At 60.9% G+C, this 24,754-nt stretch carries 21 protein-coding genes and 5 pseudogenes; 24 read left to right on the top strand and 2 right to left on the bottom strand.

Translation table 11 applies throughout. The features are described from left to right. Positions 1-5: 5 nt before the first annotated feature. The gene (locus tag AC2FNY_RS18190) at positions 6-413 is read right to left on the bottom strand and encodes a hypothetical protein (RefSeq protein WP_496803316.1); all 408 of its coding nucleotides are present in this window, start codon (positions 411-413) and stop codon (positions 6-8) included. A 92-nt stretch (positions 414-505) separates the two neighbouring features. On the opposite strand from AC2FNY_RS18190, the pseudogene AC2FNY_RS18185 reads away from it, so the two are divergent. From AC2FNY_RS18185 to AC2FNY_RS18110, 16 genes and pseudogenes are all read left to right on the top strand, one after another. Next, positions 506-631: pseudogene (locus AC2FNY_RS18185) on the top strand (IS6 family transposase); the annotation flags it as partial. A 20-nt stretch (positions 632-651) separates the two neighbouring features. Continuing rightward, a pseudogene (locus AC2FNY_RS18180) lies at positions 652-1,352 on the top strand (IS6 family transposase); the annotation flags it as partial. Positions 1,353-1,499: 147 nt separating this feature from the next. Next, on the top strand, positions 1,500-2,099 hold the full coding sequence (locus AC2FNY_RS18175) for a DUF6134 family protein (protein WP_496803315.1): 600 nt from the start codon (positions 1,500-1,502) through the stop codon (positions 2,097-2,099). A 10-nt stretch (positions 2,100-2,109) separates the two neighbouring features. Then, a complete protein-coding gene (locus tag AC2FNY_RS18170) occupies positions 2,110-2,787 on the top strand; it encodes a response regulator transcription factor (RefSeq protein WP_496803314.1) in 678 nt (225 codons plus the stop codon). Further along, positions 2,784-4,145: a sensor histidine kinase gene (locus AC2FNY_RS18165; RefSeq protein WP_496803313.1), complete on the top strand. Its 1,362-nt coding sequence runs from the start codon at positions 2,784-2,786 to the stop codon at positions 4,143-4,145. Before AC2FNY_RS18170 ends, AC2FNY_RS18165 begins: the two co-directional genes overlap by 4 nt. 102 nt (positions 4,146-4,247) lie before the next feature. Further along, a complete protein-coding gene (locus AC2FNY_RS18160; RefSeq protein ID WP_496803312.1) occupies positions 4,248-4,835 on the top strand; it encodes a thermostable hemolysin in 588 nt (195 codons plus the stop codon). Continuing rightward, positions 4,832-6,271, top strand: coding sequence for an AMP-binding protein (locus tag AC2FNY_RS18155; protein ID WP_496803311.1), 1,440 nt, complete (start codon positions 4,832-4,834; stop codon positions 6,269-6,271). The genes AC2FNY_RS18160 and AC2FNY_RS18155 overlap by 4 nt, the downstream gene beginning before the upstream one ends. Next, positions 6,268-7,059, top strand: coding sequence for an SDR family NAD(P)-dependent oxidoreductase (locus AC2FNY_RS18150; RefSeq protein WP_496803310.1), 792 nt, complete (start codon positions 6,268-6,270; stop codon positions 7,057-7,059). Before AC2FNY_RS18155 ends, AC2FNY_RS18150 begins: the two co-directional genes overlap by 4 nt. Before the next feature lie 32 nt (positions 7,060-7,091). After that, positions 7,092-7,949, top strand: coding sequence for a TauD/TfdA family dioxygenase (locus AC2FNY_RS18145; RefSeq protein WP_496803309.1), 858 nt, complete (start codon positions 7,092-7,094; stop codon positions 7,947-7,949). Positions 7,950-8,073: 124 nt separating this feature from the next. After that, positions 8,074-8,256, top strand: a pseudogene (locus AC2FNY_RS18140) (transposase); the annotation flags it as partial. Between the two features lie 58 nt (positions 8,257-8,314). Then, positions 8,315-9,022, top strand: a complete 708-nt coding sequence (locus AC2FNY_RS18135) for an IS6 family transposase (protein WP_496803308.1) — start codon at positions 8,315-8,317, stop codon at positions 9,020-9,022. Between the two features lie 133 nt (positions 9,023-9,155). Continuing rightward, a pseudogene (locus tag AC2FNY_RS18130) lies at positions 9,156-9,311 on the top strand (IS6 family transposase); the annotation flags it as partial. A gap of 377 nt (positions 9,312-9,688) precedes the next feature. Continuing rightward, a complete protein-coding gene (locus tag AC2FNY_RS18125) occupies positions 9,689-9,871 on the top strand; it encodes a hypothetical protein (RefSeq protein WP_496803307.1) in 183 nt (60 codons plus the stop codon). 173 nt (positions 9,872-10,044) lie between these two features. After that, a complete protein-coding gene (locus tag AC2FNY_RS18120) occupies positions 10,045-12,486 on the top strand; it encodes an ATP-binding protein (protein WP_234166120.1) in 2,442 nt (813 codons plus the stop codon). Beyond that, on the top strand, positions 12,483-13,193 hold the full coding sequence (locus AC2FNY_RS18115) for a hypothetical protein (RefSeq protein WP_238906065.1): 711 nt from the start codon (positions 12,483-12,485) through the stop codon (positions 13,191-13,193). Before AC2FNY_RS18120 ends, AC2FNY_RS18115 begins: the two co-directional genes overlap by 4 nt. A gap of 183 nt (positions 13,194-13,376) precedes the next feature. Beyond that, a pseudogene (locus tag AC2FNY_RS18110) lies at positions 13,377-13,541 on the top strand (3-keto-5-aminohexanoate cleavage protein); the annotation flags it as partial. A 274-nt stretch (positions 13,542-13,815) separates the two neighbouring features. Here AC2FNY_RS18110 and AC2FNY_RS18105 read toward each other — a convergent pair. Then, positions 13,816-14,529 carry a TetR/AcrR family transcriptional regulator gene (locus AC2FNY_RS18105; protein ID WP_234139024.1) on the bottom strand — a complete coding sequence of 238 codons (714 nt, stop codon included), beginning with the start codon at positions 14,527-14,529 and terminating at the stop codon, positions 13,816-13,818. Between the two features lie 127 nt (positions 14,530-14,656). On the opposite strand from AC2FNY_RS18105, the gene AC2FNY_RS18100 reads away from it, so the two are divergent. The 8 genes from AC2FNY_RS18100 (at position 14,657) to AC2FNY_RS18065 (ending at position 24,730) form a co-directional block, all read left to right on the top strand. Next, positions 14,657-15,517, top strand: coding sequence for an ABC transporter permease subunit (locus AC2FNY_RS18100; RefSeq protein WP_234139025.1), 861 nt, complete (start codon positions 14,657-14,659; stop codon positions 15,515-15,517). Continuing rightward, positions 15,514-16,299 carry an ABC transporter permease gene (locus tag AC2FNY_RS18095; protein ID WP_234139026.1) on the top strand — a complete coding sequence of 262 codons (786 nt, stop codon included), beginning with the start codon at positions 15,514-15,516 and terminating at the stop codon, positions 16,297-16,299. Before AC2FNY_RS18100 ends, AC2FNY_RS18095 begins: the two co-directional genes overlap by 4 nt. Beyond that, positions 16,299-17,417 carry an ABC transporter ATP-binding protein gene (locus AC2FNY_RS18090; protein WP_234139027.1) on the top strand — a complete coding sequence of 373 codons (1,119 nt, stop codon included), beginning with the start codon at positions 16,299-16,301 and terminating at the stop codon, positions 17,415-17,417. The genes AC2FNY_RS18095 and AC2FNY_RS18090 overlap by 1 nt, the downstream gene beginning before the upstream one ends. Next, positions 17,414-18,475 (top strand): ABC transporter substrate-binding protein, encoded by a 1,062-nt coding sequence (locus AC2FNY_RS18085; protein ID WP_238906064.1) that lies wholly within the window; start codon positions 17,414-17,416, stop codon positions 18,473-18,475. Before AC2FNY_RS18090 ends, AC2FNY_RS18085 begins: the two co-directional genes overlap by 4 nt. A gap of 63 nt (positions 18,476-18,538) precedes the next feature. Further along, complete coding sequence (locus AC2FNY_RS18080; RefSeq protein WP_496803306.1) at positions 18,539-20,602, top strand: oxidoreductase; 2,064 nt, start codon at positions 18,539-18,541, stop codon at positions 20,600-20,602. 1 nt (position 20,603) lies between these two features. After that, a complete protein-coding gene (locus AC2FNY_RS18075; protein ID WP_496803305.1) occupies positions 20,604-21,836 on the top strand; it encodes an aromatic ring-hydroxylating oxygenase subunit alpha in 1,233 nt (410 codons plus the stop codon). Further along, positions 21,829-23,397 carry a trimethylamine methyltransferase family protein gene (locus AC2FNY_RS18070; protein WP_496803304.1) on the top strand — a complete coding sequence of 523 codons (1,569 nt, stop codon included), beginning with the start codon at positions 21,829-21,831 and terminating at the stop codon, positions 23,395-23,397. Before AC2FNY_RS18075 ends, AC2FNY_RS18070 begins: the two co-directional genes overlap by 8 nt. Beyond that, entirely contained in the window at positions 23,390-24,730 is a 1,341-nt protein-coding gene (locus AC2FNY_RS18065; protein ID WP_496803303.1) for an aminotransferase, read from the top strand. The genes AC2FNY_RS18070 and AC2FNY_RS18065 overlap by 8 nt, the downstream gene beginning before the upstream one ends. Positions 24,731-24,754: the final 24 nt, after the last annotated feature.

The raw sequence follows: 24,754 nt of genomic DNA, 5'->3' as shown, positions 1-24,754 counted from the left end.
GGGGATCAGGTTTTGGGCAGTCCGTAGATCTGTTCCTGCTTGGCCCAGTCGATGGGGATCGGTTGGGAGAGGATGCGCCGGACAGTCATCTCGGGCGGCAGGGTTCCAGCGAGTATGGCGGCCTGAAGCCGGGGCGAGAGGAACGCCAGTTGCGAGCGGGTGCGGACGAAGGATTCGGATTGGCGGCTCTTGTTGATGACCCCGGACATCGGGATACCGCCACGCAGGTCACGGGTCCAGTCATGTGCCCGGGCCAGGTTCCGCAGCAGCACCGGGTCTGGCATGCGCGCGCGCGCGCCGGTCACGATCCGGGTTTCCACGCCGCGGCGGCGCAGGGTCAACGGCAGCGTGAAGGAGAACACCTCCGGCGCGAAGGCGTCAGTGGCGATGCCGAGGCAGTTCGCGAGGGCCACCGGATCGCAGGTGAGGGTGAGGGAAGAGCGAGCAAGGCGGTGTCAGAAGGAATCCGGTTGAGACGGGAAGGGCGGTCTCCTAGCCTGTCGGCATGCCGAAACGTGATCCGGTCAAATACTTCCGCAGCAGCCCAGAAATCATCCGTCTAGCGGTGATGCTGTACGTCAGATTTCCCCCGTCGTTGCTGTCAAAGCAAACTGGCTTGAGGAGGGCAGGGCGGTTTTGTAGCGTCCGGTCATGACCAAACGTTCGCCATTTCGCTATTTCAAGACCAGCCCAGAGATCATCCGCTTGGCGGTCATGTTGTACGTGCGTTTTCCACTGTCTCTCCGAAACGTGGAAGATTTGCTCCATGAGCGTGGCGTTGACGTGAGCCATGAAGCCGTTCGGTTTTGGTGGCACAGGTTCGGTCCGATGTTCGCCATCGAGATCAGGAAGCGACGTGTCGAAGGGATGAAATCGAGCCGATGGTGTTGGCATCTGGACGAGATGTTCGTGAAGATCAACGGCAAAAGACACTACCTTTAGCGGGCGGTAGATCACGAGGGCGAAGTCCTTGAGAGCTTCGTCACGAAGAAGCGGGACAAGAAAGCCGCACTGAAATTTCTAAGGAAAGCAATACGTAAGCACGGTCGCCCGGAATCGATCGTAACCGACAGGCTCAGGTCTTACGGTGCCGCTCTGAGGGAAATCGGTGCCAGCCATCGCCAGGAAACGGGTCGCTGGTTGAACAATCGGGCCGAGAACTCGCACCTGCCATTCCGACGACGAGAACGGGCGATGCTACGGTTTCGGCGAATGCGAAGTTTGCAGAAATTCGCGCCGCCCACGCCTGGGTCTTCAACCATTTCGACTCGGAGCGCAGCCTAACCAGCCGACAGAGTTTCAAGTTGAACCGAGCTGCCGCTCTGGCCGAGTGGCGTCAACTTGCTACGGCAAAAAGGGCGGGTTTATTGCCCGAACTGAGACCAGTTAGAAACTGTCTGACAGCACCGTTGGACCCGTTTTGATCTTGTAAGGTTTAAGTAAGCGCGCTTGTGCATGAGGAGGTCCCAAGAAACTTCTCAACTATGAAGGAAACCCCAGTGCGCGCAAAATTCGCATTCGCCCTAGTGGCCCTTTTCCCGGTCTTGGCTTCACCCGCTGCAGCGTCATCTTTGCCCGATCAGGGCAGCCTGCGTTTCGATGTGATCCGGAAGGGCAAGGATATCGGTGATCATTCCTATCATTTTGTGGGGTCGCCCGCATCCTATTCGGTGAAAGTGGAAACTCAGATCGCGGTCAAGGTGCCGCTGATCCAGCTCAACGCCTATGTTTTTGAACAGCAGAGCACCGAGACCTGGGCAGGTGGCAAGATGACCGCGATCGCCTCAGAAACAGATGACAATGGCACGCCGCACCAGTTGAGCCAACTTGGCAACGGTCTGTTGCCGGCCAGCCTGTGGAACGACGATATCGTGAAGAGCCACAATCTGCTTAACACCATCGACGGAAAGGTGATGTCGGTCCATGTTACTGATCTGGGCATGCAGGCAGTGCCGTCAGGGCGTGGCAAGATCAATGCGCATCACTTCCGTATCTCGGGCGATCTGGAGCGCGATGTCTGGTATGATGACGCGGGCAATCTTGCACATGTTTCATTCAAGGCCGATGATGGCTCGACCGTGACCTACGTGCGTAAATAGGACGGGGCCCATGCGGCTTCTTTATGTGGAAGATAATGCAAGGCTGGCGCGGAACACCTGTGCCAGCCTTCAGGCACATGACTTTGTGGTCGATGCAGTGTCGACCGGGTCCGATGCGATGCATTCGGCCCAAAGCTATCTCTATGACGCCATCATCCTGGATCTTGGACTGCCAGACATAGATGGGCTGGAGGTGTTGCAAGGTTTGAAACGGGTAAATGCCGATACGCCAGTGATCATCTGCACCGCGCGGGACACGCTGGATGAACGGATCACCGGGCTGGACGCGGGATCGGACGACTATATCGTCAAGCCCTTCGACGTGAGCGAGCTGATGGCACGCATCCGTGCCGTGTTGCGTCGGCCGGGTGGGGCGCTGGGCGTGCAGCTTGTTGTTGGGAATATCCGGTTCGACAGTGCAGACCGGTCGGTTCTGGTGGCGGGGCAGCCAGCGAAATTCTCGCGCCGCGAACTGGCCTTGCTGGAGCTGTTCATGCGGCGCAAGGGGCGCATCCTGTCCAGGGACGTGATCGAAAACGCACTATACGGCTTCGATGAGCCGCCGACCCCCAATGCGATCGAGGTGGCGATCCACCGTCTGCGCAAGAAACTGGCGGATATCAGGGCATCGAGCACCATCCACACCCTGCGTGGCATCGGCTATCTGATGGAAGACGATGGCCAATGAGGCATGTGCTGGCGATCCTGAAGGCGCCGGTCGGGGCGGCGGGATCACTGCAACGCAAGCTGACGGTCAATATCCTGGCGGCGCTGCTGTTGACCATCCTTATGTCGGTGACAGTGTTGATCTTTGAATTCTTCGAGCATCTGGAGGAAAACCAGGAAGAGGCACTGTACGGTGAGGCAAAGGAAATCCTGGTCCAGATCGATCCGGACCTGCCGAGCCTCGGCTTTGATCCGCAGGTGCTGCGGTTCCGTGGGGTCGAGGGGGCCTATCGCTATACGATCTTCGGGCCTACAGGACATGCGGTTGTCGGCGGTGAGGACACGTCGAAGCTGCGCGAGCAGATCGCGCGACTCGCTCTTGGGCAGGCGGCCGAGATCGCAGTTCCGAACGCGCGCAGGGGCGTGGCGCTCTGCGGGCTGATCAAGGCGGAGCGATATTGCGTTCTGGCCTCAGCCTATCTGCCGCCGACGGACAGGCCGGTGCTGGATACCATGTGGCACGAGGTGCAGGAACAGACCCAGTGGATCCTGCTGGGCTCGGTCATCGTGTTCGCAGCGGCGGTTGGTGCGGTGCGCCTGTCGCTCTCTTCGCTGGACAAGGTGCGCCGCGAGGCGCTGGAGATCGGGCCGGATGCGCCGGACGGAAGGTTGAGCGCGGATGATCTGCCCGCCGAGCTGGTGCCGCTGGCACAGGCGGTGAACACCGCCTTTGCGCGGCTGCAACAGGGCTACAAGGCGCAACGCGCCTTTGCCGCGAATGTGGCGCACGAGGTGCGGACGCCGTTGGCGGTGCTGCATTCCAGTGTCGACACGATTCACGACGCGGAGCTGCGGGAGAGCCTGAAAGAGGATGTCATCCGGCTGGAAGCGACCTTTGAACAGCTTGTCGATCTGGCGCGGGCGGATGCGCTGATGCCGGAATCCTTTGCTGAGGTCGAACTGTGCAAGCTCGCCCGGCAGGTGTCGGGCGCACGCGCGATGGCGGCGCTGAAGTCCGGCAAGATGCTGGCAGTGACGGGCGCCGACACCGTGATGGTCGCCGGGCACGAAGGCTTGCTGGGGATTGCGCTGGACAATCTGGTGCGCAACGCGCTGGCGCATGCGCCAGCGGGCAGCGAGGTGGAGATCGACGTGCGGGACAACCCGCCCGTCCTGCGGGTTCTGGACCGGGGGCCGGGGGTTGCGTCCGAGGATCGCGAGGCGATCTTTGAGCCGTTTCACCGTGGGCGGCGCCCGTCGGGCGACGGGTCGGGCATCGGGCTGGCCATCGTGCGCGCGGTGGCGGCAGCGCATGGGGCCGATGTACAGGTCGAGGACCGGCCCGGCGGCGGCAGCGTGTTCTCGATCGCGTTCAGATGACGGACCGAGATCGCGCCGGGTGTCGAGATTTCGCCCGGCTGTAAGCGAACTGTAAGCCGGGGCGGGCATCTCTATGGGCAAGCAAACAACGCGAGGCAGCCCATGCGATTCGAGTTTCTTCCGGCGGACAATCCGCAGCGGTCCCAAGCCGAGAGGCATATCGCCGAGGTCTATCGCCGCTGCTACGGCGCAGAGGTGACGCAGTTCGCCCCACTGCTGGCGGCGGCCTTTGGTGCCGATGGCCAGATCTTGTGCGCGGCCGGGATACGCACAGCGCAGGACGGGTTCTTTTCCGACTGCTATGTCGAGGGCGGGTTTTCCGCGGCGCTGGCCGGTGCGACCGGTTTCGACATCGGTGCTGGACAGATCATGGAGGTCACCTCACTGGCCTCGATCTCGCCCTTTCCGGTGTTGCCGCTCTTGGACCGGATGATCGGCTGGGGCCGGGCGCGCGGCATCATCTGCGGCGTCTTTACCGCAACCCATCCCCTGCGCCGACTGCTGACGCGGGCGGGGCTGGGGTATAGCGCGCTCTGCGCCGCAACGCCGGACAAGGTGGCGGCGCCGGATGCCTGGGGCCGGTATTACGAGGTTGATCCCTGGGTCTGTGCCTTTGTTGAGGGGGAGGGTCGGCGCGCCGACCTGGTGCCGGGCCGAAAGCCTGCCGGATTGCGGGAGGCGATGGCATGAACGGCGTCTTTGACACTTTGCGGCACCACGCGCGGACGCGGCCCGCTGCGCTGGCGTTCTCCGGTGATGGCGCGGCCCTGACTTGGGCGCAGCTTGCGAGCCGGGTCGCGGATATGGCGCGGCGTTTGGAGGGGGCGCCGCGCTGTATCGCCATCGGTATTGCGGGCGGCTGCGATTACGTGGTGGCCGATCTTGCGCTGGCGCTGACCGGCCGCCGACAGGTGCCGCTGCCGTTCTTTTTCGGGGCCGAGCAGTTGGGACATGTGCTGGCCGATGCGCGGGTGGGGGCGGTGATCACGGATCGGCCAGAGGCATTTGCCGATGCGCCAGGGCTGAGGGTGATTTCATCAGCAGCCGAAGGGGGCGAGGGGCTGGAGTTGCCGCCTTACCAGCCCGGCGGGGACCGGGTGATCTATACCTCGGGGTCGTCGGGGCGGCCCAAGGGCGTGGTGATCGGTGCCTCGCAGATGGCGGCCTCGCTGGCGGCGCTAATGCCGCTAGTGCGGGCGACCGAGGCGGAACGTCACCTGTCGGTGCTGCCGCTGGCGCAGCTTCTGGAGCAGATCTGCGGCATCTACCTGCCGATCCTGGCCGGAGCTGAGACCCGGTTCGACTTTGCTGCCACCCGGACCCTGTTTCAAGCGGATATCGCACCCCTGACCGAAGCCTTCGCGCGGGTGCGGCCGACGACCAGCCTGTTGGCGCCCGGCGTGCTGGGGCGCTGGGTGGCTGATCTGGCACAGCGTGGTCAGCGCGCTCCAGCCAGCCTGCGCTTTGTCGCTGTCGGGGGGGCGGCCAGCGCTCCTGCCCTGCTGGAAGCGGCCTGGGGCGTGGGCATCCCGGTGTACGAAGGATACGGGCTGTCGGAATGTTGCGCGGTGGTAGCGATGAACCGGCCCGGCGACAATGTGATCGGCAGCGCGGGCGAGATCCTGTCCGGTCTCGATGTGCGGATCGAGGCGGGCGAGATCACGGTTTCGGGGCCAACGGTGATGATGGGTTACCTGAACGGCGATTCCGCGCCCGCGCGCTGGCGAACGGGCGACCTGGGGCGCATCGAGCATGGCCGCCTGATCGTCGAGGGTCGTAAGGATGCAGTTTTGATCACGCCGGACGGGCGCAACATCTCGCCCGAATGGATCGAGCAGCGAGTGAATGCCGATCCGCGTGTGATGAGTTCTGGTCTGGGCCTGCGGGCGGATGGGGCGTTGGTGCTGGTCGTGGCGGCGATTGCGCCGGTCACACCGGACGAAATTGCACGGCTGCTGTCCGATCTGCCCATTTATGCGCGTCCCGTAGGACTGATCGTGACCTCTCCATCCGAGCGGGGGTTGCTGTTCCCTGCCGGCACCCCGAACCGCAAGACTGTGGCGGCGCTGGTCAACGAGCGCGCGGCGGTCCCTCTGTTCCCAATAATCGAAAGCCTTGCCTCATGACCATACCCAGATCTGTACTCATCACCGGCGCCGGGTCCGGCATCGGACGGGCCCTGACCATTGAGGCCGTGCGCCTGGGTTATGCACCGTTGATCGTTGGGCGCACGTGGTCGTCTTTGGAGGAAACCGCGCAAATGGCGGGATCGGACAAGGTCGCCATCCTGGCAGGGGATGTCACCCTGGCCGAGGACAGGCGGCGCATCGCAGGGACTGTCGGTGCCCGTCTCGATGTGTTGATCAACAACGCGGGATGCCTGACGGTCGGCCCAGTGGGCGATCTGGATGACGAGGCGCTGGAGCGGATGGTGCGAACCAATCTGCTGGCACCGATGGCGCTGACCCGCGAGATGCTGCCTGCTTTGCGGGCGGCGCGCGGGCGGATCGTCAATATCGGTTCGGTGTTCGGGGATATCGCGTATCCCTATTTCGCCGCATATTCGGCGACGAAGTTCGGATTGCGCGGGTTTTCCGACGCGATCCGGCGCGAATTTTCGGGATCGGGGATCGGGGTGACCTATGTGGCACCTCGCGCCACCAGAACCGCCGCAGAGGCAGAATTCGGGGCGCTGGTTGAACCGCTCGATATGGTGCTCGACAGTGCCGAGCGTGTCGCGACCGAGGCCTGGGCAGCGATCCATGCCGGGCGGCGCGAAAGCTTTCCACGGGGCAAGGAGCGGTTCTTTGTCAAGGTGCAGCGCCTGTTCCCGTCACTGGTGGACCGGTCCGTGGGGGCGCAGGCGCGTTCCGAAAACACCCTTCAAGCAATCGAAACGCTGCGCCGGGTATGAGCCCCGGCAATCGGATCAACAAGGATAAGAGCATGACCTACAATATCGTTCGGGCAGAGATGCCGCGGGCCGCCATTGGCGCGGCGGAAATGGATGTGGTGCGCAGCCATCTCGAGCGCGACGGCTGGGCACTGTTGCGTGGCTTCGAGGTGGACATGAGCGTCTTCAGCGCGCTGACCGCGCAGTTCTGCCGCACGATCACCTTTGACCCTGCGCGCGCCTTCTCAGAGAAGAACACGCAAAAGGTCGATGCCGGAACCGGGCCGATCGGGTTGCATATCGAGAACGGCAACACGCCTGTCTGCCCCGATCTGGTTGCCTTTTACTCTGCCCGCGCGGCGTTCGAGGGATCGCAGACCACGGTCTGTGACGGTCGCAAGGTTCTGGACGCGATGAACGAGGCCCAGCGGGCGCGTTGGAGTCAACCGATGACCGTTTCGCGCCGCCTGCCAGAGGAATTATGGAAACGCTACCTGGCTAATGAACACCCGGCAATTTCCAAGCCGGAAGAGGTGACAGAGGAGCATATCCTGCAATTCAAGGCGGCGATCCCGAACCAGGATTTTGAACTACACGAGGACGGGTCGCTGACCTATCACATAACGTTGAACCCGGTGCGACCCTCGGCCTTTTCCGGCGGGGCCGGGTTTGCGAACGCCGTTCTGGGGCCGTCGCACAATTACGAGGCGCCGGTCTATCGCTTGGCCGATGGGTCGGTCGTGACAGCGGAAGAGATCGAGGAAATGCGGACCCTGGCCGAGACCTGCACCACGGAGATCAACTGGCAGGACGGGGATGTCGCGATCCTCGACAATACCCGGGTGATGCACGGCCGGCGCGCGATCAAGGATCAGGATCGTCAGTTGTTTATCGGGATGGGCCGGATCTAACTGCCAGACATATCCTGTCACGCTGGCTGCGTGGTGATCTGAAAGGAGCGGGGTGGTTTTGTTAAGGCTGAAATGCCCCATCTGAATTGGTCCACCGTTATGTATAGGGACCGGAGGACAGAGAATGGCAAACAAGCGGCACAAGCCCGAGGAAATAGTTCAGAAGTTGCGGCAGGTTGATGTGCTTGTCGGCCAGGGGATGCAGCGCGTGGATGCGATCCGCGAAGTGCGCATTACCGAGCAGACCTATTACCGCTGGCGCAAGCAGTATGGCGGTATGGGAACCGACCAACTCAAGGAACTCAAACGGCGGTGTCAGAAGGAATCTGGTTGAGACGGGCAGGGCGGTTTTGTAGCCTGTCGGCATGCCGAAACGTAATCCGTTCAAATACTTCCACAGCAGCCCAGAGATCATTCGTCTGGCGGTGATGTTGTACGTCAGATTTCCCCTGTCACTCCGCAATGTCGAGGATTTGCTTCACGAGCGCGGTGTCGATGTCAGCCACGAAACGATCCGGTTCTGGTGGCAAAGGTTTGGTCCGATGTTTGCGTCCGAGATCCGCAAGAAACGCGCTGATCGGCTTCGGTCCTGGCCGCAGTGGCGTTGGCACTTGGACGAAATGTTTGTGAAGATCAATGGAGAACGGCACTACCTTTGGCGGGCCGTCGATCACGAGGGCGAAGTCCTTGAGAGCTACGCCACGAAGAAGCGGGACAAGAAGGCCGCATTGAAATTCCTCAGAAAATCAATGAAACGCCATGGTCGACCTCATGTCCTGGTGACCGATCAGTTGAGGTCGTACGGTGCGGCGATGAAGGACATCGGCAATGCCCACAGGCAGGAAACGGGTCGCTGGCTGAACAACAGAGCTGAGAATTCACATCTGCCATTCCGACGACGAGAGCGGGCGATGCAACGCTTTCGGCGCGTGCGAAATTTGCAGATGTTCGCCGTCGTCCACGCCTCGGTCTTCAACCATTTCAACTCGGAGCGCAGCCTCACCAGCCGACAGAATTTCAAGTTGAACCGAGCTGCCGCTCTGGCCGAGTGGCGTCAACTTGCTACGGCATAAAGGGCAGGTTTATTGCCCGAACTGAGACCAGTTAGAATCTGTCTGACAGGACCGCCAGCCACCCTAGTCTCAGTTTGGCTTTGTCAGAGGGATGGCGCTTGAGCGGGGCAGGGTGGGCAGTTAGCCTCTGAGCATACCGAAACGTGATCCTTGTAATTCCCTTCGCAGCAGCCCACAGATCATTCGTCTGGTGGTGATGCTGTAGGTCAGATTTCCGCTGTCGCTGCGCAATGTCGAGGATCTGCTTCACGAGCGCGGCGTCGATGTCAGCCACGAAACGTTCGGGTTCGTTGGCTGAACAATAGGGCGGAGAAATCACATTCGCCATTCCTATGAAGAGAGTGGGTATTCAACGCTTCAAGTGAATGCGAAGTTTGCAGATGTTTGCTGCCGTCATGACTCGGCCTTCAATCACTTCAATTCGAAGTGCGGCCTCACCAGCCCACAGAGTTTCAAATTCAACCGCGCCGTCACCCTAGCCGAGTGGTGTCAGCTTGCCGCGGCAGAAAGGGTAGGGTTACTGTTCCAGCTGAGACCAGTTCGACACCGCTTCATGATATGACGAGAGTCATTCTTTCTGAGTTTGGGTGGACCGGCTATTGTCTGCCTGACTGCGGGCCTGGGGCGCGCGAACGAGAAGAACAATTGGGTCATGAAATGGTGCAGATGATTGAAATCATAGATGACGAACTCACTGGTCATGTGGTCAATGTCCAACACATTGTCGCAATCACTGGCAACAACTCCGGCGACCAAGTTCTGCTGCTTTCGACCGGTCGGGAAATAAAACTTCACGAAAGCGAGGACATTGACATGTTGCTCGGCAAGATACAGGGGCTGGAGGAGTAGGGATGCCGAGGCCTCCCGGCTTGATTTCACTTGTTGCCATTTGCGGCCTCCGACTACAGGGCTGGTGCGACAAAGGAGCAACATAGACAAGCCGAAAACGCTTGATGGAGATCAACGCGGACTTCTTCCCGCTGCGTAGATTGGATGCATGAAGATTACGCAGGGTGGCTATCATGGCTACACGATTGAAGGGCGAACTGTCGGTCGAACAGTTGCGGCGAACTTGTGATCCCGCGAGCCTCGTCGGCGCGGGAACCGAGCAAACTGGCAAAGGTGGGCTGGTTGGCCAGGAACGAGCGCTGCGTGCCCTCAAGCTGGCAGTGGAAATTCGGCACGAAGACTTCAATCTTTTCGTTCTCGGCCCGCAAGGGACGGGGCGCCACACCACGGTGGAACAGGTTCTGCGCGCTCATGCTGCCACGCGCGAAACACCATGCGACTGGGTATATGTGAACAACTTTGATGCGCCTCATAAACCGGTCGCGCTGAAGTTGCCTGTTGGCCTGGCGGATCGGCTAAAGGTCGAGATGGAGGACGTCATAGACGACCTGGCGGGCGACATGCCTGCGCTTTTCGAATCCGAGGAATATCAGGCGCAGAGGCGCGCTATTGAAGAGAGTTTTAGCGAGCGGCACGAGCAGGCTATGGCCGATTTCGCAGAGCGCGCTCGGGAGGAAAACACGACACTGATCAGAACGCCGATGGGTTTCATGGTTGCTGCCACCAAGGAGGGAAATGTTCTCAAGAGCGAGGAGTTTAAGAAGCTACCGGAAGACGAGCAGACAGTGATCGAGGAGAAGGTCGAGCGTTTTCAGAACCAGCTCTCTGATATACTCAGAGACGCTTCCAAAATGGAGCGTGAGCACCGCTCGCGGGTCGAGGCATTGAATGCCGAGATGGCAGAGCGCGCGGTTTCCAGCCGGATCGGCGAGGCGGAGTCCGCCTTTGGTGCTGTCGATGGAGTGTCCGACTATCTCTTTCGTGTCCGAAAGGACATGATCGAGAACCCCGAGATCTTTCTCCAAGCGGCAGCTCAGCGACAGAACGGGCCGTTTCCCGAAGCAATAGCGAAATCGCATCTGGACCCGATCTTTCGACGTTACCTGGTCAACGTGATCGTGTCCCACGATCCGGCTGCGATGTCTTCGGCACCAGTCGTTGTCGAGGACCTTCCCTCATTGGAACGGCTGGCGGGACGGATCGAGCATATTTCCCAGATGGGCTCTCTGGTCACCGACTTTTCCCTCATTCGACCCGGGGCGCTGCATCTTGCAAATGGAGGATATCTTCTGATTGATGCGCGGCGAATTCTCGCAGAACCCTACGCGTGGGACGCTCTGAAACGGTGCCTGAAGAAACGGTCGATCACCATCACGTCTCTGGTCGATCGCATGAGCCTGTTCTCGACGACCTCGCTGGAGCCCGAGCCAATTCCGCTGGACGTCAGGGTGGTTCTGGTGGGCGACCGCAGGCTGCACAGCCTGCTTGTCATGCTGGACCCGGAATTTTCCGAGCTGTTCAAGGTGCAGGCAGATTTCGAAGGCACCGTGACGCGCAGTGGCGAAACACTGTTCGGTCTGGCCTCGGTCCTTCACGACTTCGCGCGGAAGCAGGGCTTGCTTCCACTGACCGATTCCGGCGCAGCGAGGTTGCTGGACGAGGCCACGCGTCTTGCTGGCGATGCGCGCAAGCTGACGCTGCAACTCGGTCAGTTGACCGATCTGCTTCGCGAGGCGGAACACTATGCGCGATCGGACGGGCATTCAATCGTGAGCGAGACCGAAATCGCGCGCGCGGTGGGCGAGCGCGAGCGTCGCGCGTCGCGCGTACAGGAACGTTTCCAAGAGGCCATTTCACGACAGATTGTCCTGGTCGATACAGAGGGCACAATGGTCGGTCAGATCAATGGTCTTTCCGTCGTCGAAACAGGAACTTACCGCTTTGGCCGCCCCTCGCGCATCACGGCGCGCGTCCGGATGGGGGCGGGCAAGCTGATCGACATCGAGCGAGAGGTGGAGCTTGGCGGCGCCCTGCATTCGAAGGGAGTGATGATCCTTGGGGGCTATCTAACATCGACCTATGCGCTGGATGCACCTTTCTCGCTTCACGCCAGCCTCGTCTTCGAACAAAGCTATGGCGGTGTCGACGGGGATAGCGCGTCTTGTGCCGAACTGATCGCGCTGCTTTCGGCGCTTTCGGGCAGGCCGGTTCGACAGGATCTCGCGATCACCGGTTCGGTCAATCAACTTGGAGAGGTTCAGGCCATCGGTGGCGTCAACGAAAAGATCGAGGGGTTTTTCGATGTCTGTGCCGAGCGTGGGTTGACCGGAAATCAGGGCGTGATCATCCCGGCCTCGAATATCGAACACCTCATGCTGCGCGATCGGGTGGTCGAGGCCGTCGGGCAGGGGCGTTTTCGGATCATTCCGATCCGGTCTGTCGATGAGGGGGTGGAAATCATGACCGGTCGCACCGCAGGCGCAAGGGTGGAAACGGGAGAGTTCCCGGATGGCAGCGTGAATGCAGAAGTCGAGGCAAGGCTTCGTACGTTTGCCAGGGATCGCAGAGCGTTTTCTGCCCGCACCGAAGCGGCAGGTGAGGGTGAGCATTCATGAGCAAGGAGATGCGTCCTGAACCTCATCTTCTGGTCGTTGGAATGAATAGTTCCGATGTGAAGGCCACGATGTCATTTGCGCGTACCCTGTTGGACATGCTGCCAGCGATCCCGAGGGGCCTGCTAGTAGATACGCGGATTGCAGACCTCGCTATTGGTGTAGGGCATAGGGTCGTAGCCCTCGACGGTACGCTCCGGGAGATGCCAACTGACGAACAGTTGCGGCGAACCGTGAAATGGGAGGCAAGCCGTCTGGAGACACTCATCGCCGACTTGTCATCTGGACGCTCTGAGCGCTTGAGTTGCGAGGTGGCCGAAGGCGATCTGATCACATGCGCATGCGCCGCTGCTGCCGACGAAGATATTTTGCTGCTCTGCCAACGCCCCATGCTTGGATTTCATGGCAATGTGCTTTTGATCGGTGCACCCAACTCACACTCGACCAAGGTCTTGGCCATGGTGCGCGCGCTGGCCAATTCATCCGCGGCCAAGATATCCGAGGTTCAAACCACCGAGGAGGTCGCAGCAGTTTTCAAAAGGGTTGATCGCAGTCGCGTCGCGGCAATTGTCGTTGATCTCAACGTGGGTCCACTGAAGAGCGAAGAGGACCTGAGGCACCTTTTCTCTGCCGCGCGTTGTCCGGTGGTCGTGATTGGGGCCAAGCATATCAAACCGACCTGTGACAAAGCGGACGCGTCCGTTACCTGACTGCTGGGGGCGTTGTTTTCTGCAACCAGAACGGTTGCGGGGGTGCTGCCCTCAAGGAAATCGGTGCCAGCCACCGTCAGGAAACGGGTTGCTGGTTTGAGGTGCCCCCTAGATCTGTAGACGCTTCGCCGCCTACCGGACCTGGTTTGGTCCCGTGATCGTTCCTGTTTTCAAAGGAGGCGCCCGGAGAAGTACGCGGCTCTCAAGGAGGGACTCGAAAGGCACTGCCCGGGAATGATCATCCAGTTTTCGACCGGTGGAGGGTCAGGCGCAGGCCAGACGCGTGGCGGAATGCTGCCACCGCGACCGGTCATGGCCTCGTTGTCCGTCGGATCGAATAACTTCCCGAACTTCCGCCCCGACAGGTTGATGAACTTCGTTTCCGGGGGGGTGTTACGTTGCGCCCAAGGGTAGACCCGCATCGTATCCTTGACCCCCTGGCCTACATTGATCCGAAGGGTCTTGCCACAAGGCATCGGGTTGAGACGGGCAGGGTGGTTCACGCCTCAGTCTTCAACTATTTCAACTAGGAGCGCAACCTCACCAGCCGACAGAATTTCAAGCTTAGCCGCGCCGCCGTCTAGCCGAGTGGCGCCAACTTGCTGCGGCATTAAGGGCAGGGTTACTGTCCGAGCTGAGACCGGTTCGAAGCTGTCTGACACCTCCCAGAAATGGCCTTCGCGCTGGTAGCAGGGTCCAAAAAATGGATGGGGAACAGCCCGGCTAGGAAGCGCCTCACAAGTTCCATCGCCCAAACGCGCGAGAAATTCTCCATGTCGGTCAGGTAGTGCACCCACATGCCCTCAAGCAGCGCTAGCGTGCCATGGGTGGCATCTTCGGCGAGAGTTGCCGATGCCCCCTCCTCGCCAGCTATTTCTTCAAAGGCGGAGCGCAGTTTTTGCACCAAACGCTCGTCTTGGGTGCTGGTGTATTGGGCGATCCCGGGGTGAGAACTTGCCGCGCCGCGGAATGCATGCCAGATCTTGATCCCGCGCGGGCTGAGTAGGGTTTCGGAAAGATCGGCGACGACGATCGCCATCACACGCACCGCCGGGGGGGCGTCGCCGATGTCGGTCATCCGATCCATTTTTGAATAGTAGTGCTCGCTGAACTGCTTGGCCGCTGCGGTTACCAGATTGTCCTTGCCGCCAAAATGCAGGTGTACCATTCCGCGCGACAATTCCGCCCGGTGAATGATGTTTGTGACTGAGGCCTCCGTCAGGCCGCTTTCAGCGATCGTGTCGAGAGTCGCGTCGATCAATGCCTGCCGGCTGGCTTCTGGATCACGCTTGGCTGGTCGGCGTCGACGGTGTTTGGTTGAGGTAATATCTTTCATATTCAACCATGTAGATCGATTTCCATCAAATTTCAAAGAGTAGATTGACACAAGCACTGCCGCCGCGCAATACTTAATGGACAATCGTCCATTAGGGAATTTAGGCAGGCCAGGTCGGGGAGGTCCGGTGTTCAAGCCCAGAAGCGAAGCGGCCAGAGGATATGCTCTCAGTTCGCCTGCCACGGCCTATGTCGGCTTTCTGGTGGCGGCGCCGCTTGTCATTCTGATCACCTATTCCTTCTGGACGCAGACCTACGTTACGCTTGATAAGACGCCCACGCTCGGGAACTATCGCGCCGCGCTGTCCGATCCGCTGGTGCATCACCTGATGCTGCGTTCGATCTGGATCGCTGGCGCGGTCACTCTGGCGACCGTGGTGCTGGCCTATCCGATTGCCTATTTCATCGCGATGAAGGCCCGGAGAAAAACGATCTGGCTCTTGTTGATCACCATTCCCTTCTGGTCCAGCTACCTGCTGCGGGTGTTCGCATGGAAGCTGATACTGGGATTCAATGGCGTGATGAACTCGGCGCTACTGGGGCTCGGCCTGATCGATGAACCGCTTGATTTTCTGCTTTATAACGAGTTTGCAGTGGTGCTGACTCTGGCTCATGCCTGGGCCCCGTTCGCGATCCTGCCGATCTATGTCAGTCTGCAAAAGATCGACCCCAGCCTGCTTGAAGCAGCGACCGACTTAGGCAACAGCCCGCTGCAAAGGTTCCTGCGCGTGACGCTGCCGCTTACCGTGCCCGGTATCATTGCCGCCAGCCTGATCATTTTCGTCCCAACGGTGGGCGATTATGTGACCCCCGCGCTGGTGGGCGGGTCGGATGGCAAGATGATCGCCAACCTGATTCAGGTTCAATTCGGTGCTGCGAACAACTGGCCTTTAGGAGCCACGCTGTCGCTTTTGGCGATGATGTCGGTCGGCTTTGTGGCAATCGTGTTCGTCATCGCGGGTCGCGGTTTGGGGGGGCGAATTAGATGAAACGTCCTTCACTCCTTGTGATCTACGCCTTTGCCTATTTGATCTTCCTTTACCTGCCGGTGATGTTCTTGCCGCTGTTTTCGTTCAACAGTGGAACCATCGTTGCATTTCCGATCAAGGGCTGGACACTTGACTGGTACCGCAAGCTGGGCGAGCAGGATACCCTGATCCAGGCGCTTTGGAATTCGCTGGGTGTCGGTGCAGTCACGGCATTGCTGGCCACCGCCATGGGGCTGTTCGCTGCCCGCGCTTTTGTTCGCTACCGGTTTCGTGGTCAGGCTGCGGCCGAGGGGCTGGTGATGCTGCCGCTCGTCATTCCCGGCATCATCGTTGCCTCGTCGATGCTGGTGCTGTTCTTGTTCCTTGGTCTGCAGCCGTCGTTGGTTACGGTCACGCTGGGGCATACCTTTCTGGCACTGCCTTTTGCCGTATCGATCCTGAAATCCGCCTTTGACGATTTCGACGCCTCGCTCGAAGAGGCTTCTTATGATCTGGGCTGTGGCGTGTTCGAGACTTTCCGGCGTGTCACCCTGCCGGTTGTTGCCCCGGGCATCGTCGCCAGCATTCTGGTGACCTTTACCGTCAGCTTCGACGAATTCGTGCTGGCCTTCTTTCTGTCTGGCAACCAGCCAACCCTGCCGGTCTACATCTGGAGCCAGATCCGCTTTCCGGCCAAGCTGCCCAATGTTCTGGCGCTTGGTTCCATTCTGCTTTTCGCCTCGGTCATGCTCTTGGTGCTGGCCAAATATTTCCAACGCCGCTCAACAACTCGAGACGTCTGATGACCGAGAAAAACATCATAGAACTCAAAGGCGTCGAGAAACGCTATGGCAGTTTCCTGGCGGCCTCCGGGATCGATCTGGACCTTCGTCAGGGCGAATTCTTCTCTTTGCTGGGGCCGTCGGGCTGTGGCAAGACCACGGTGCTACGAATGATCGCGGGTTTCCAGGAACCGACACAGGGCGCCATCCTGATCGATGGGCAAGACATGGCCGGCGTGCCGGCCAACAACCGTCCCACCAACATGGTGTTCCAGAGCTATGCCATTTTTCCGCATCTGAATGTGGCCAACAACGTGGCCTATGGGTTGCGCGGGCGGGTGCCCAAAGCCGAGATCGACGCCCGCGTGACCGAGGCGCTGGAGATGGTTGAATTGGGAGGGTTGCACCAACGCGGAGCCAATGAGCTGTCTGGCGGTCAGCGCCAGCGGGTCGCACTGGCCCGCGCACTGATCATGCGACCCAAAGTGCTGCTGTTGGACGAGCCGCTCTCGGCGCTGGACAAGAAACTTCGCGAACAAATGCAGTTCGAAATGCGTAACCTGCAACAGTCGCTGGGTATCACCTTTGTCATGGTCACACACGACCAATACGAGGCTATGACCATGTCCGACCGCATCGGCGTGATGTTTGATGGCCGCCTGGAGCAAGTAGACACGCCGGCCACGCTTTATGCGCGCCCCTGCAACCGGGCGGTGGCCAGTTTCATCGGAGAGATGAACATCCTGCCGGCCACTGTACTGGAGGAAACCGGGGGCATGCTTTCCATTGAAGCGGCCGGGTTTGGCCGCATGCGGATCGAACGAAATGTCAACGCCACCGATCGGGCACGCGACATCATTGTCGGCATCCGCCCCGAACAGCTGGAAATCAAGGCCGACAAACCCGCCGACTATCCTGCCACGCTGAAAGGTAAAATCAGCAATGTCGCCTTTTACGGTGAGAACATCCACTATCATGTCGCGGTCGAGAATATCGACAAACCGATCGCGGTGTCGGTGCCGAACTATTTCCACACGGTCGATTTCAATCGCGGTGACGCGGTCTGGTTGGGCCTGCAAGTGGCCAGTGTGATCGATTTGGGTAAAGAAAGAAAATCAAGCCAACGGGAGAAAACATGAGACTTCAAGGCATTGCAGCATTCGCACTCGCGACCGCCATCAGCACCGGCTGCGCCAGCGCCGGGGGGGCGGACCTGAGCGTTTTCGATTGGTCGGGCTACGAGGATCCGGGCTTTTTCGCCAGCTACATGGCGAAATACGGGAACGAGGCGCCCAGCTATTCCTATTTCGGCAGCCAGGAAGAGGCTTTTACGAAGCTTATGTCGGGCTTTACCGCCGATCTTGCACATCCCTGTTCGGACGCAGTGCGCAAATGGGTGGCAGCCGACCTGATCAAGCCGCTGGATGAGAGCAAGCTGACCAACTGGGCCGATATGCTGCCCGAGATCAAGGAGGTCGACGGCATCGTTCTGGATGGCAAGCTCTACATGCTGCCCTTCGAATGGGGCAATACCGGCCTGATCTATCGCACCGACAAGATCGCTGCCGACGCGGTCTCGCTGCAACTGCTGGCCGATCCCGCCTATGCGGGCAAGATCGCCATTCCCGATGCGGCCTCGTCAGCCTATGCGCTGGCCTCGCTGGCCACCGGCAACGGCGCCGATTACACCAATCTGAGCGACGAACAGTTCAAGGAAGCGTCGGATTTCCTGCGCGCGATTCATCCCAACATGCGGTTCTACTGGTCGGATGCGGGCCAGCTGGACCAGGCGATGACCAGCGGCGAGATCGAAATGGGCTGGGCCTGGAACCAGTCCGAGCTGAACCTGATCTGGAACGAAGTGCCCGCCGCGATGATGCGGGACGTCGACAAGGGTATCGCCACCTGGGTCTGTGGCTATGTGCATCTGAAATCCTCGACCACGCCGGACGAACAGGTCTATGACCTGCTCAACGCGCTCACCGATCCTGTCAGCGGTCAGTACATCATCGACAACTGGGGGTATCCGCATTCCAACGCCAAGGCGTTCGAGATGGCCGATCAGGCCAACATCGAGGCCTACGGGTTCTCCGATCCTAAAAGCTTCTTCGAAGGCAGCCTGTTCTTTGACGCGGTGACGCCGGAACTCGAGGCCAAAATGCTGGCCGAGTTCGAGCGGATCAAGGCCGGCTTCTAATTCACTCATTTCGCCGGGGGCGCCTCTGCGCCCCTGGCCCCGACGGATAGGAACACGCGCGACATGTCCGACGCGAACCCATACGCTTTGCTTTTTGAACCGGTTAAGATCGGCCCGGTAACAGCCCGCAACCGGTTCTTTCAGGTACCGCATTGCACCGGGCTGGGTCATCTGCGTCCGCGCGCCGACGCCGGTGTGCGGGGGACAAAGGCCGCTGGCGGCTGGGCGGTGGTTTCGAACCAGGAAACCGAGATTCATCCCACCTCGGATCTTTCGCCCTTTCCCGAGGGGCGGCTTTGGGATGACCGTGACATTCCAGCTTTGCGGCTGATGACGGACGCCGTGCACGAACATGGGGCGTTGGCCGCGATCCAGCTGGTGCATAACGGCAACCACGCCGTTAACCATCTGAGCCGCGCGCCGATCCTGGCCCCCTCCGAGATGAGCGCCGATCTGGCGATGCCGAAACACGCCCGCGCCATGGACAAGACCGATATCCGCGAGTTGCGCCGCTGGCACCGAGATGCAGCGCTGCGCGCCAAACAGGCCGGCGCCGATATCATTTATGTCTATGCCGGACATTCCATGTCGATCGCCCAGCATTTCATGCTGCCGCATATGAACACCCGCAGCGACGAATATGGCGGGTCGCTGGAAAACCGCGTGCGGCTTGCCCGCGAGTTGCTGGAGGACACGCGCGAGGCGGTGGGCGACACCTGTGCCGTGGCCTTCCGTTTCGCCATTGACGAGATGCAGGGACCCGACGGCATGCAGGCCGCCGAAGAGGGCCGCGCCGTGGTCGAGTTGCTGGCCGATCTGCCCGACCTGTGGGACGTCAATGTCTCGGGCTGGGACAATGACAGCATCACCACCCGGTTTCAGCCGCAGGACGGATACCAGAACGACGCCCTTGCCTTTGTCAAGCAGGTGACCGGCAAGCCCGTCGTGGGCGTGGGCCGGCTGACCTCGCCCGACCTTATGGTGTCGATGGTCAGAAAGGGGATCGTGGACCTGATCGGCGCGGCGCGGCCCTCGATCGCCGACCCGTTCCTGCCGACCAAGATCCGCGAAGGCCGCATCGACGAGATCCGCGAATGCATCGGCTGCAATATCTGCGTCGCCTCGGACAATCTGGGCATTCCGATCCGCTGCACCCAGAACCCGACCATGGGCGAGGAATGGCGCCGCGGCTGGCACCCCGAGGTCATCACCTCGAAGGGTAAGCAGAACGAGGTTCTTGTGATCGGCGGTGGCCCGGCCGGGCTGGAATGCGCCATGCAGATGGCCCGGCGCGGCTATGAGGTGACACTGGCCGAGGCATCGTCCGAATTCGGCGGGCGCGTGGCCCGTGAAAGCCGCCTGCCGGGGCTGTCGGCCTGGGGCCGGGTGATGGACTATCGCCTGAACGACCTGAACCGGCGCGCCAATGTGCGTATGTTCACCAACAGCGCGCTGGATGCGGCGCAGGTCGCCGAACTGGGCATCGGCAACGTGTTTGTGGCGACCGGGGCGCAGTGGCGCCGCGACGGCATCGGCCGCAACACCCAGCGCCACGCGCCAGATATCGCAGCGGGCGCAACCATCCTGACACCCGACGACATCCTGTCGGGCCAGATGCCCCCGGCGGGCCCGGTCCTGGTCTATGATGACGACAATGTCTATCTTGCGGGCGTGATTGCCGAGAAGCTGGCCTTGGCCGGTCTGGAGGTGATCTTTGCCACGCCCGAGAGCCTGGTTTCCAGCTTCACCGTGAACACTCTGGAACAGCATCGCATTCAGGCCCGGCTGATCGACCTGGGCGTGGACATCCGCTGCAACCAGACGCTTGCGGCGCTTGGCACAGGCAATGCCAGCCTGGCCTGCGCCTTTACCGGGCGGCGAACGGCGTTGGCCTGCGGATCAGCGGTGCTGGTGACCGAGCGCATCCGCGAGACCGCCCTGCACACCAGCCTGAAGCCTCTGAGCCTGACCACGCTCGAACTGATCGGGGATGCCGCGCAGCCGGGCCTGATCGTCGATGCGGTGTTCTCCGGCCATCGCGCCGCCCGTGATTTCGAACGCCCGAGACAGGATGCCGACAAGGATTGGTTCCGCCGTGAAATCATCGACCTGCGAGAGGAGTCGTGACATGACCGGACGCCCCCCCGAACTCGACGCGCTGATTGCCGAATACCACCCCGGACTGGCCATGCCGCGCGGGTTTTACACCTCGCAAGCGATCTATGATCACGATATCGCGCGGGTCTGGAACCGGAACTGGCTCTGGGCCGGGCACGAAAGCCAGATCCCCGAGGCTGGGGATTATGTCTTGCTCGATTACGGGTCGGAATCGATCATCATCGTGCGCGACCGCGACGGCGGGGTGCGCGCACATCTGAATATCTGCCGGCATCGCGGCTCGCGCATCTGCACCGAGGCTGAGGGAACGGCGCGCGTCTTTGCCTGCCCCTATCATGCGTGGACCTTTGAGTTGACAGGCGAGTTGCGCGCGGGCCGGGCTATGGGGCCGGATTTCGACCCCTCGCGCTGGGGGCTGTTCCCGGTTCGGGTGACGCTGTTCCAGGGACTGATCTTTGTCTGCTGCGACGCGGACACACCGGCACTGGAGCCGGCGCTGGCGCAACTGGCCCCGCTGACCACGCCCTATGGGCTGGACCGTCTGAAGGTGGCGCACAAGGCCAGCTATCCGGTGCCCGCCAACTGGAAACTGGCGGTCGAGAACTATCTGGAATGCTATCATTGCGGCCCGGCGCATCAGGAATATTCGCGCTCGCACAGCCTGAAATCGCCCAAGGAAATGGCCGAGCTCGTGGGTCCGCTAGCGGAACGCGCGGCGGCGGCGGGGCTGTCCTCCGAGATGCTGGACCTGACCGGGGCGGCCGCTCCGACGCCGTTCACCGGCGCCTATCTGCGCCGCTATCCGCTTTATCCCGGCTACGACACCGGCAGCCGCGATGGCACGCCCCTCGCACCGCTTCTGGGTGACCTCAAAGGGTATGACGGCGGTGCCACCGATATGGGGATCGGGCCACTCAACTGGTTCCTGGTCTATTCCGATCACCTGGTCGGCTACCGGTTCCTGCCCCGCGACGTGCAGCAGACCGACATCGAGGTGGTCTGGATGGTCCATGCCGACGCTGAAGAGGGGCGCGACTATGACCGCGAAGCGCTCACCTGGCTCTGGCATGTCACCTCCCAGGATGACGAACGCATCATCCGGCACAATCAGGCCGGCGTGAACTCGGCCTATTTCCAGCCCGGCCCGTTGAGCGAAATGGAAGGCTGGGTGGGCGATTTCTACAACTTCTATCTACGCATGATCGGGCCGGACCCAGAATTCAGGAAGGCAGCAAATGGTTGAGACACCCACAAAACCTCGTCGGCGGGGTGGCGGCGGACGTGCCGCGCGGATCGCGGTGCAGCAGGCGACCACCGGTAACGAGGCGGTACATGGCGGGATGCAGGGCGGACGGTACAAACCGCTCAGCCAGCGCGACATGGAAAACATCCACTCGGCCGCGCTGACCGTGCTGGAACGCACTGGCGTGTCCGATCACTTTCCCGAATTGCTGGATCTTGTCCTGCCCAAGGGCGCGGTGCTGAACGAACATGGCCGCCTGTGCTTTCCCCGCGCGCTGATGGAGGACCTGCTCTCTGTCGCCGCAAAGGAGTTCTATGTCTTTGCGCGAGGCGAGCGTGAGGGCAAGGATGACATGCACTGCACCGCCGAAAGCGTCTATTTCGCCAATTCGGGCACGGCGGTCACCACCTTCGACTACGAAACGAGGTCCTATCGCCCCTCGACCCTGCGCGACGTCTACGATTTCACCCGGCTGGTGGATCAACTGGAAAACATCCACATGCTGGGCGATACGGTTCTGGCCACCGATGTGACGGACGATTTCGCCCATGACATGAACACCGTCTACGCGATGCTGGCGGGCAGCCAGAAACCCGCCTGCCTGACCTTTCGCGACCGCAGCCACATCCCGCACGCGATCCGCATGTTCGACCTGGCCTCGGGCGGCGAAGGCAGTTTCATGAAAAAGCCCAGCGTGATCTTTGGCGGCTGCCCGATGGTTTCGCCCCTGCGGATCGGGCGCGAGAACATGGAGCTTCTGATCGACACCGCCAAACTGGGCCTGACCGTCGATCTGGCGGTGCCGCCGCAGGCCGGGGCCACCGCCCCCGCCACGCTGGCCGGAACACTGGTGCAGACCGTGGCCGAAACCCTCGCTTGCGTGGCAATCGTCAACTTGATCACCCCCGGCTGTCCGGTCTGCTTTGCCGCATGGCCCTTCATCACCGATCTGCGCAGCGGCTCGTTCACCGGGGGCAGCGGCGAACAGGCGCTGATCGGGGCCGCCGCGGTACAGATGGGCAATTTCTATGGCCTGCCCACTTCCGTGGGCGCGGGGATGACCGACGCCAAGGTGCCTGATGCGCAATACGGGTTGGAAAAGGCGCTGACCTTTTCGCTGGCCGCCCATGCGGGTGCCAACCGGCTGTGCGAGTTCGGCGGCATGATCGGCAGCTTGATGGGATGCAGTTTCGAAAGCATGGTCATCGACGACGAGGCCGGCGGCATGATCCTGCGCACCCTGCGCGGGATAGAGGTTTCGGACGAGACCATGGCCGTGGACGTGATCCACAAATGCGCCCTCGACCCTGGTCATTTCCTCGGCAACTCCCATACGCTCACCTACATGAATACCGAGTTCGTCTATCCGCAGCTGATGGATCGCGAGCGCACCGACACCTGGGAGAACGAGGGTAAGACTGACCTTCTGGAACGGGCGCGGGACAAGGCCAACACGATCTTGGACAGTCATTTCCCCAACTATTTCGGCGCCGCCGACGCAGAGGTGCGTGCGGAGTTTCCGATCATCATGTCAGAAGAGGAGATGGCTCGCCGTGGATAACACCGAACTCAGAGCCTGGGATAACGGTCATTTCGTTCACCCGTGGGAAGGCATGGCCGCTGTAGGTCAGAACGACCGAACTTTTGTCGAAACTGCCAGCGGCATTCATATCGTCAACGACAAGGGCGAACGGCTGATCGACGGGCCCGGCGGCATGTGGTGCACCCAGATCGGTTACGGCCGCACAGAGATGGCCGATGCGATGGCGGAACAGGCGCGTCAGCTTGCCTATTTCTCGCCCTTCAACAACACCAACTCGATCGCCACACGGTTTGCTCGCGAACTGGCAAAGCGGGCGCCGGGCGATCTGAACCACGTGTTCTTCACCACCGGCGGCTCTACCGCGGTCGACAGCGCCCTGCGGTTTATCCAGTTCCGCAACAACCTGATGGGACATCCCGACAAGAAGATCGTAATTTCACGGCAGAAGGCCTATCACGGCAGCACCTATTTGGCCGCCAGCGTCAGCGGCAAAGAGCGTGACCGGCTGTGGTTGGATAAGGCCGATGACCTGGCCCATTTCCTGCCGAATGTGAACCCGCTGTATCGTGCCGAGGGCCAGAGTGTCGCGGACTTCCTGGACGAAAAGATCGCGGATCTGGAAAACGCGATCCTGACCTTTGGGGCGGATAGGGTGGCCGCCTTCATCGCAGAGCCAATCCTTGCGTCGGGCGGAGTGATTGTCCCGCCCGAAGGCTATCACAAGCGCTGTCTCGAAATCTGCCGCCGCCATGACGTGCTCTATATCTCTGACGAGGTCGTGACCGCCTTCGGGCGGCTGGGTCACTGGTTCGCCTCGAAGGACGTGTTCGGCATTCAGCCCGATATCATCACCTGCGCCAAGGGAATGACATCGGGTTATGCCCCGATGGGGGCCGCGATCATTTCCGACCGGCTGATTGCCGACATCGCCGGGAACGATGCCACATTCTCAAACGGGTACACCTATTCCGGCCATCCGGTTTGCGCCGCCGCCGGGCTGACCAGCATGGAGATCATCGAACGCGAAGGCATTCTGGAACATGTCCGGCAGGTCGCGCCGGTGTTCCAGGAACGGCTGCACGATCTGCGCCGGATCGGCATTGTCACCGACACCCGCGGCATGGGGCTGATGGGGTGCGTGCAGTGCTCGCTCGACGGGAATAAAACCAGCTTGCTGGAAGGCGACTATGAGATCGGCGCGCGGATCGATGCCGAATGCCAGAAACGGGGTCTGCTGGTTCGGCCTATCATCAATATGTGCGTGATGTCACCGCCCCTGATCATCAGTGAGGATCAGATTCACCAAATGTTTGATGTCTTGGGGGACGGAATCCGCGCGTCGGTAAAATGAGTTGTGGTATTGTCAAAGGTATGA

The sequence above is a fragment of the Ruegeria sp. BHSC223 genome (genome assembly GCF_059613025.1).
This window is presented reverse-complemented; position numbering and strand designations above follow the sequence as displayed.

Coding starts and splice junctions, on each gene's coding strand:
- AC2FNY_RS18085 (WP_238906064.1), top strand. CDS start 17,414: ATGAGACTTCAAGGCATTGCAGCATTCGCACTCGCGACCGCCATCAGC.
- AC2FNY_RS18135 (WP_496803308.1), top strand. CDS start 8,315: ATGCCGAAACGTAATCCGTTCAAATACTTCCACAGCAGCCCAGAGATC.
- AC2FNY_RS18095 (WP_234139026.1), top strand. CDS start 15,514: ATGAAACGTCCTTCACTCCTTGTGATCTACGCCTTTGCCTATTTGATC.
- AC2FNY_RS18070 (WP_496803304.1), top strand. CDS start 21,829: ATGGTTGAGACACCCACAAAACCTCGTCGGCGGGGTGGCGGCGGACGT.
- AC2FNY_RS18075 (WP_496803305.1), top strand. CDS start 20,604: ATGACCGGACGCCCCCCCGAACTCGACGCGCTGATTGCCGAATACCAC.
- AC2FNY_RS18120 (WP_234166120.1), top strand. CDS start 10,045: ATGGCTACACGATTGAAGGGCGAACTGTCGGTCGAACAGTTGCGGCGA.
- AC2FNY_RS18165 (WP_496803313.1), top strand. CDS start 2,784: ATGAGGCATGTGCTGGCGATCCTGAAGGCGCCGGTCGGGGCGGCGGGA.
- AC2FNY_RS18150 (WP_496803310.1), top strand. CDS start 6,268: ATGACCATACCCAGATCTGTACTCATCACCGGCGCCGGGTCCGGCATC.
- AC2FNY_RS18115 (WP_238906065.1), top strand. CDS start 12,483: ATGAGCAAGGAGATGCGTCCTGAACCTCATCTTCTGGTCGTTGGAATG.
- AC2FNY_RS18080 (WP_496803306.1), top strand. CDS start 18,539: ATGTCCGACGCGAACCCATACGCTTTGCTTTTTGAACCGGTTAAGATC.
- AC2FNY_RS18105 (WP_234139024.1), bottom strand. CDS start 14,529: ATGAAAGATATTACCTCAACCAAACACCGTCGACGCCGACCAGCCAAG.
- AC2FNY_RS18155 (WP_496803311.1), top strand. CDS start 4,832: ATGAACGGCGTCTTTGACACTTTGCGGCACCACGCGCGGACGCGGCCC.
- AC2FNY_RS18145 (WP_496803309.1), top strand. CDS start 7,092: ATGACCTACAATATCGTTCGGGCAGAGATGCCGCGGGCCGCCATTGGC.
- AC2FNY_RS18170 (WP_496803314.1), top strand. CDS start 2,110: ATGCGGCTTCTTTATGTGGAAGATAATGCAAGGCTGGCGCGGAACACC.
- AC2FNY_RS18125 (WP_496803307.1), top strand. CDS start 9,689: ATGATTGAAATCATAGATGACGAACTCACTGGTCATGTGGTCAATGTC.
- AC2FNY_RS18160 (WP_496803312.1), top strand. CDS start 4,248: ATGCGATTCGAGTTTCTTCCGGCGGACAATCCGCAGCGGTCCCAAGCC.
- AC2FNY_RS18090 (WP_234139027.1), top strand. CDS start 16,299: ATGACCGAGAAAAACATCATAGAACTCAAAGGCGTCGAGAAACGCTAT.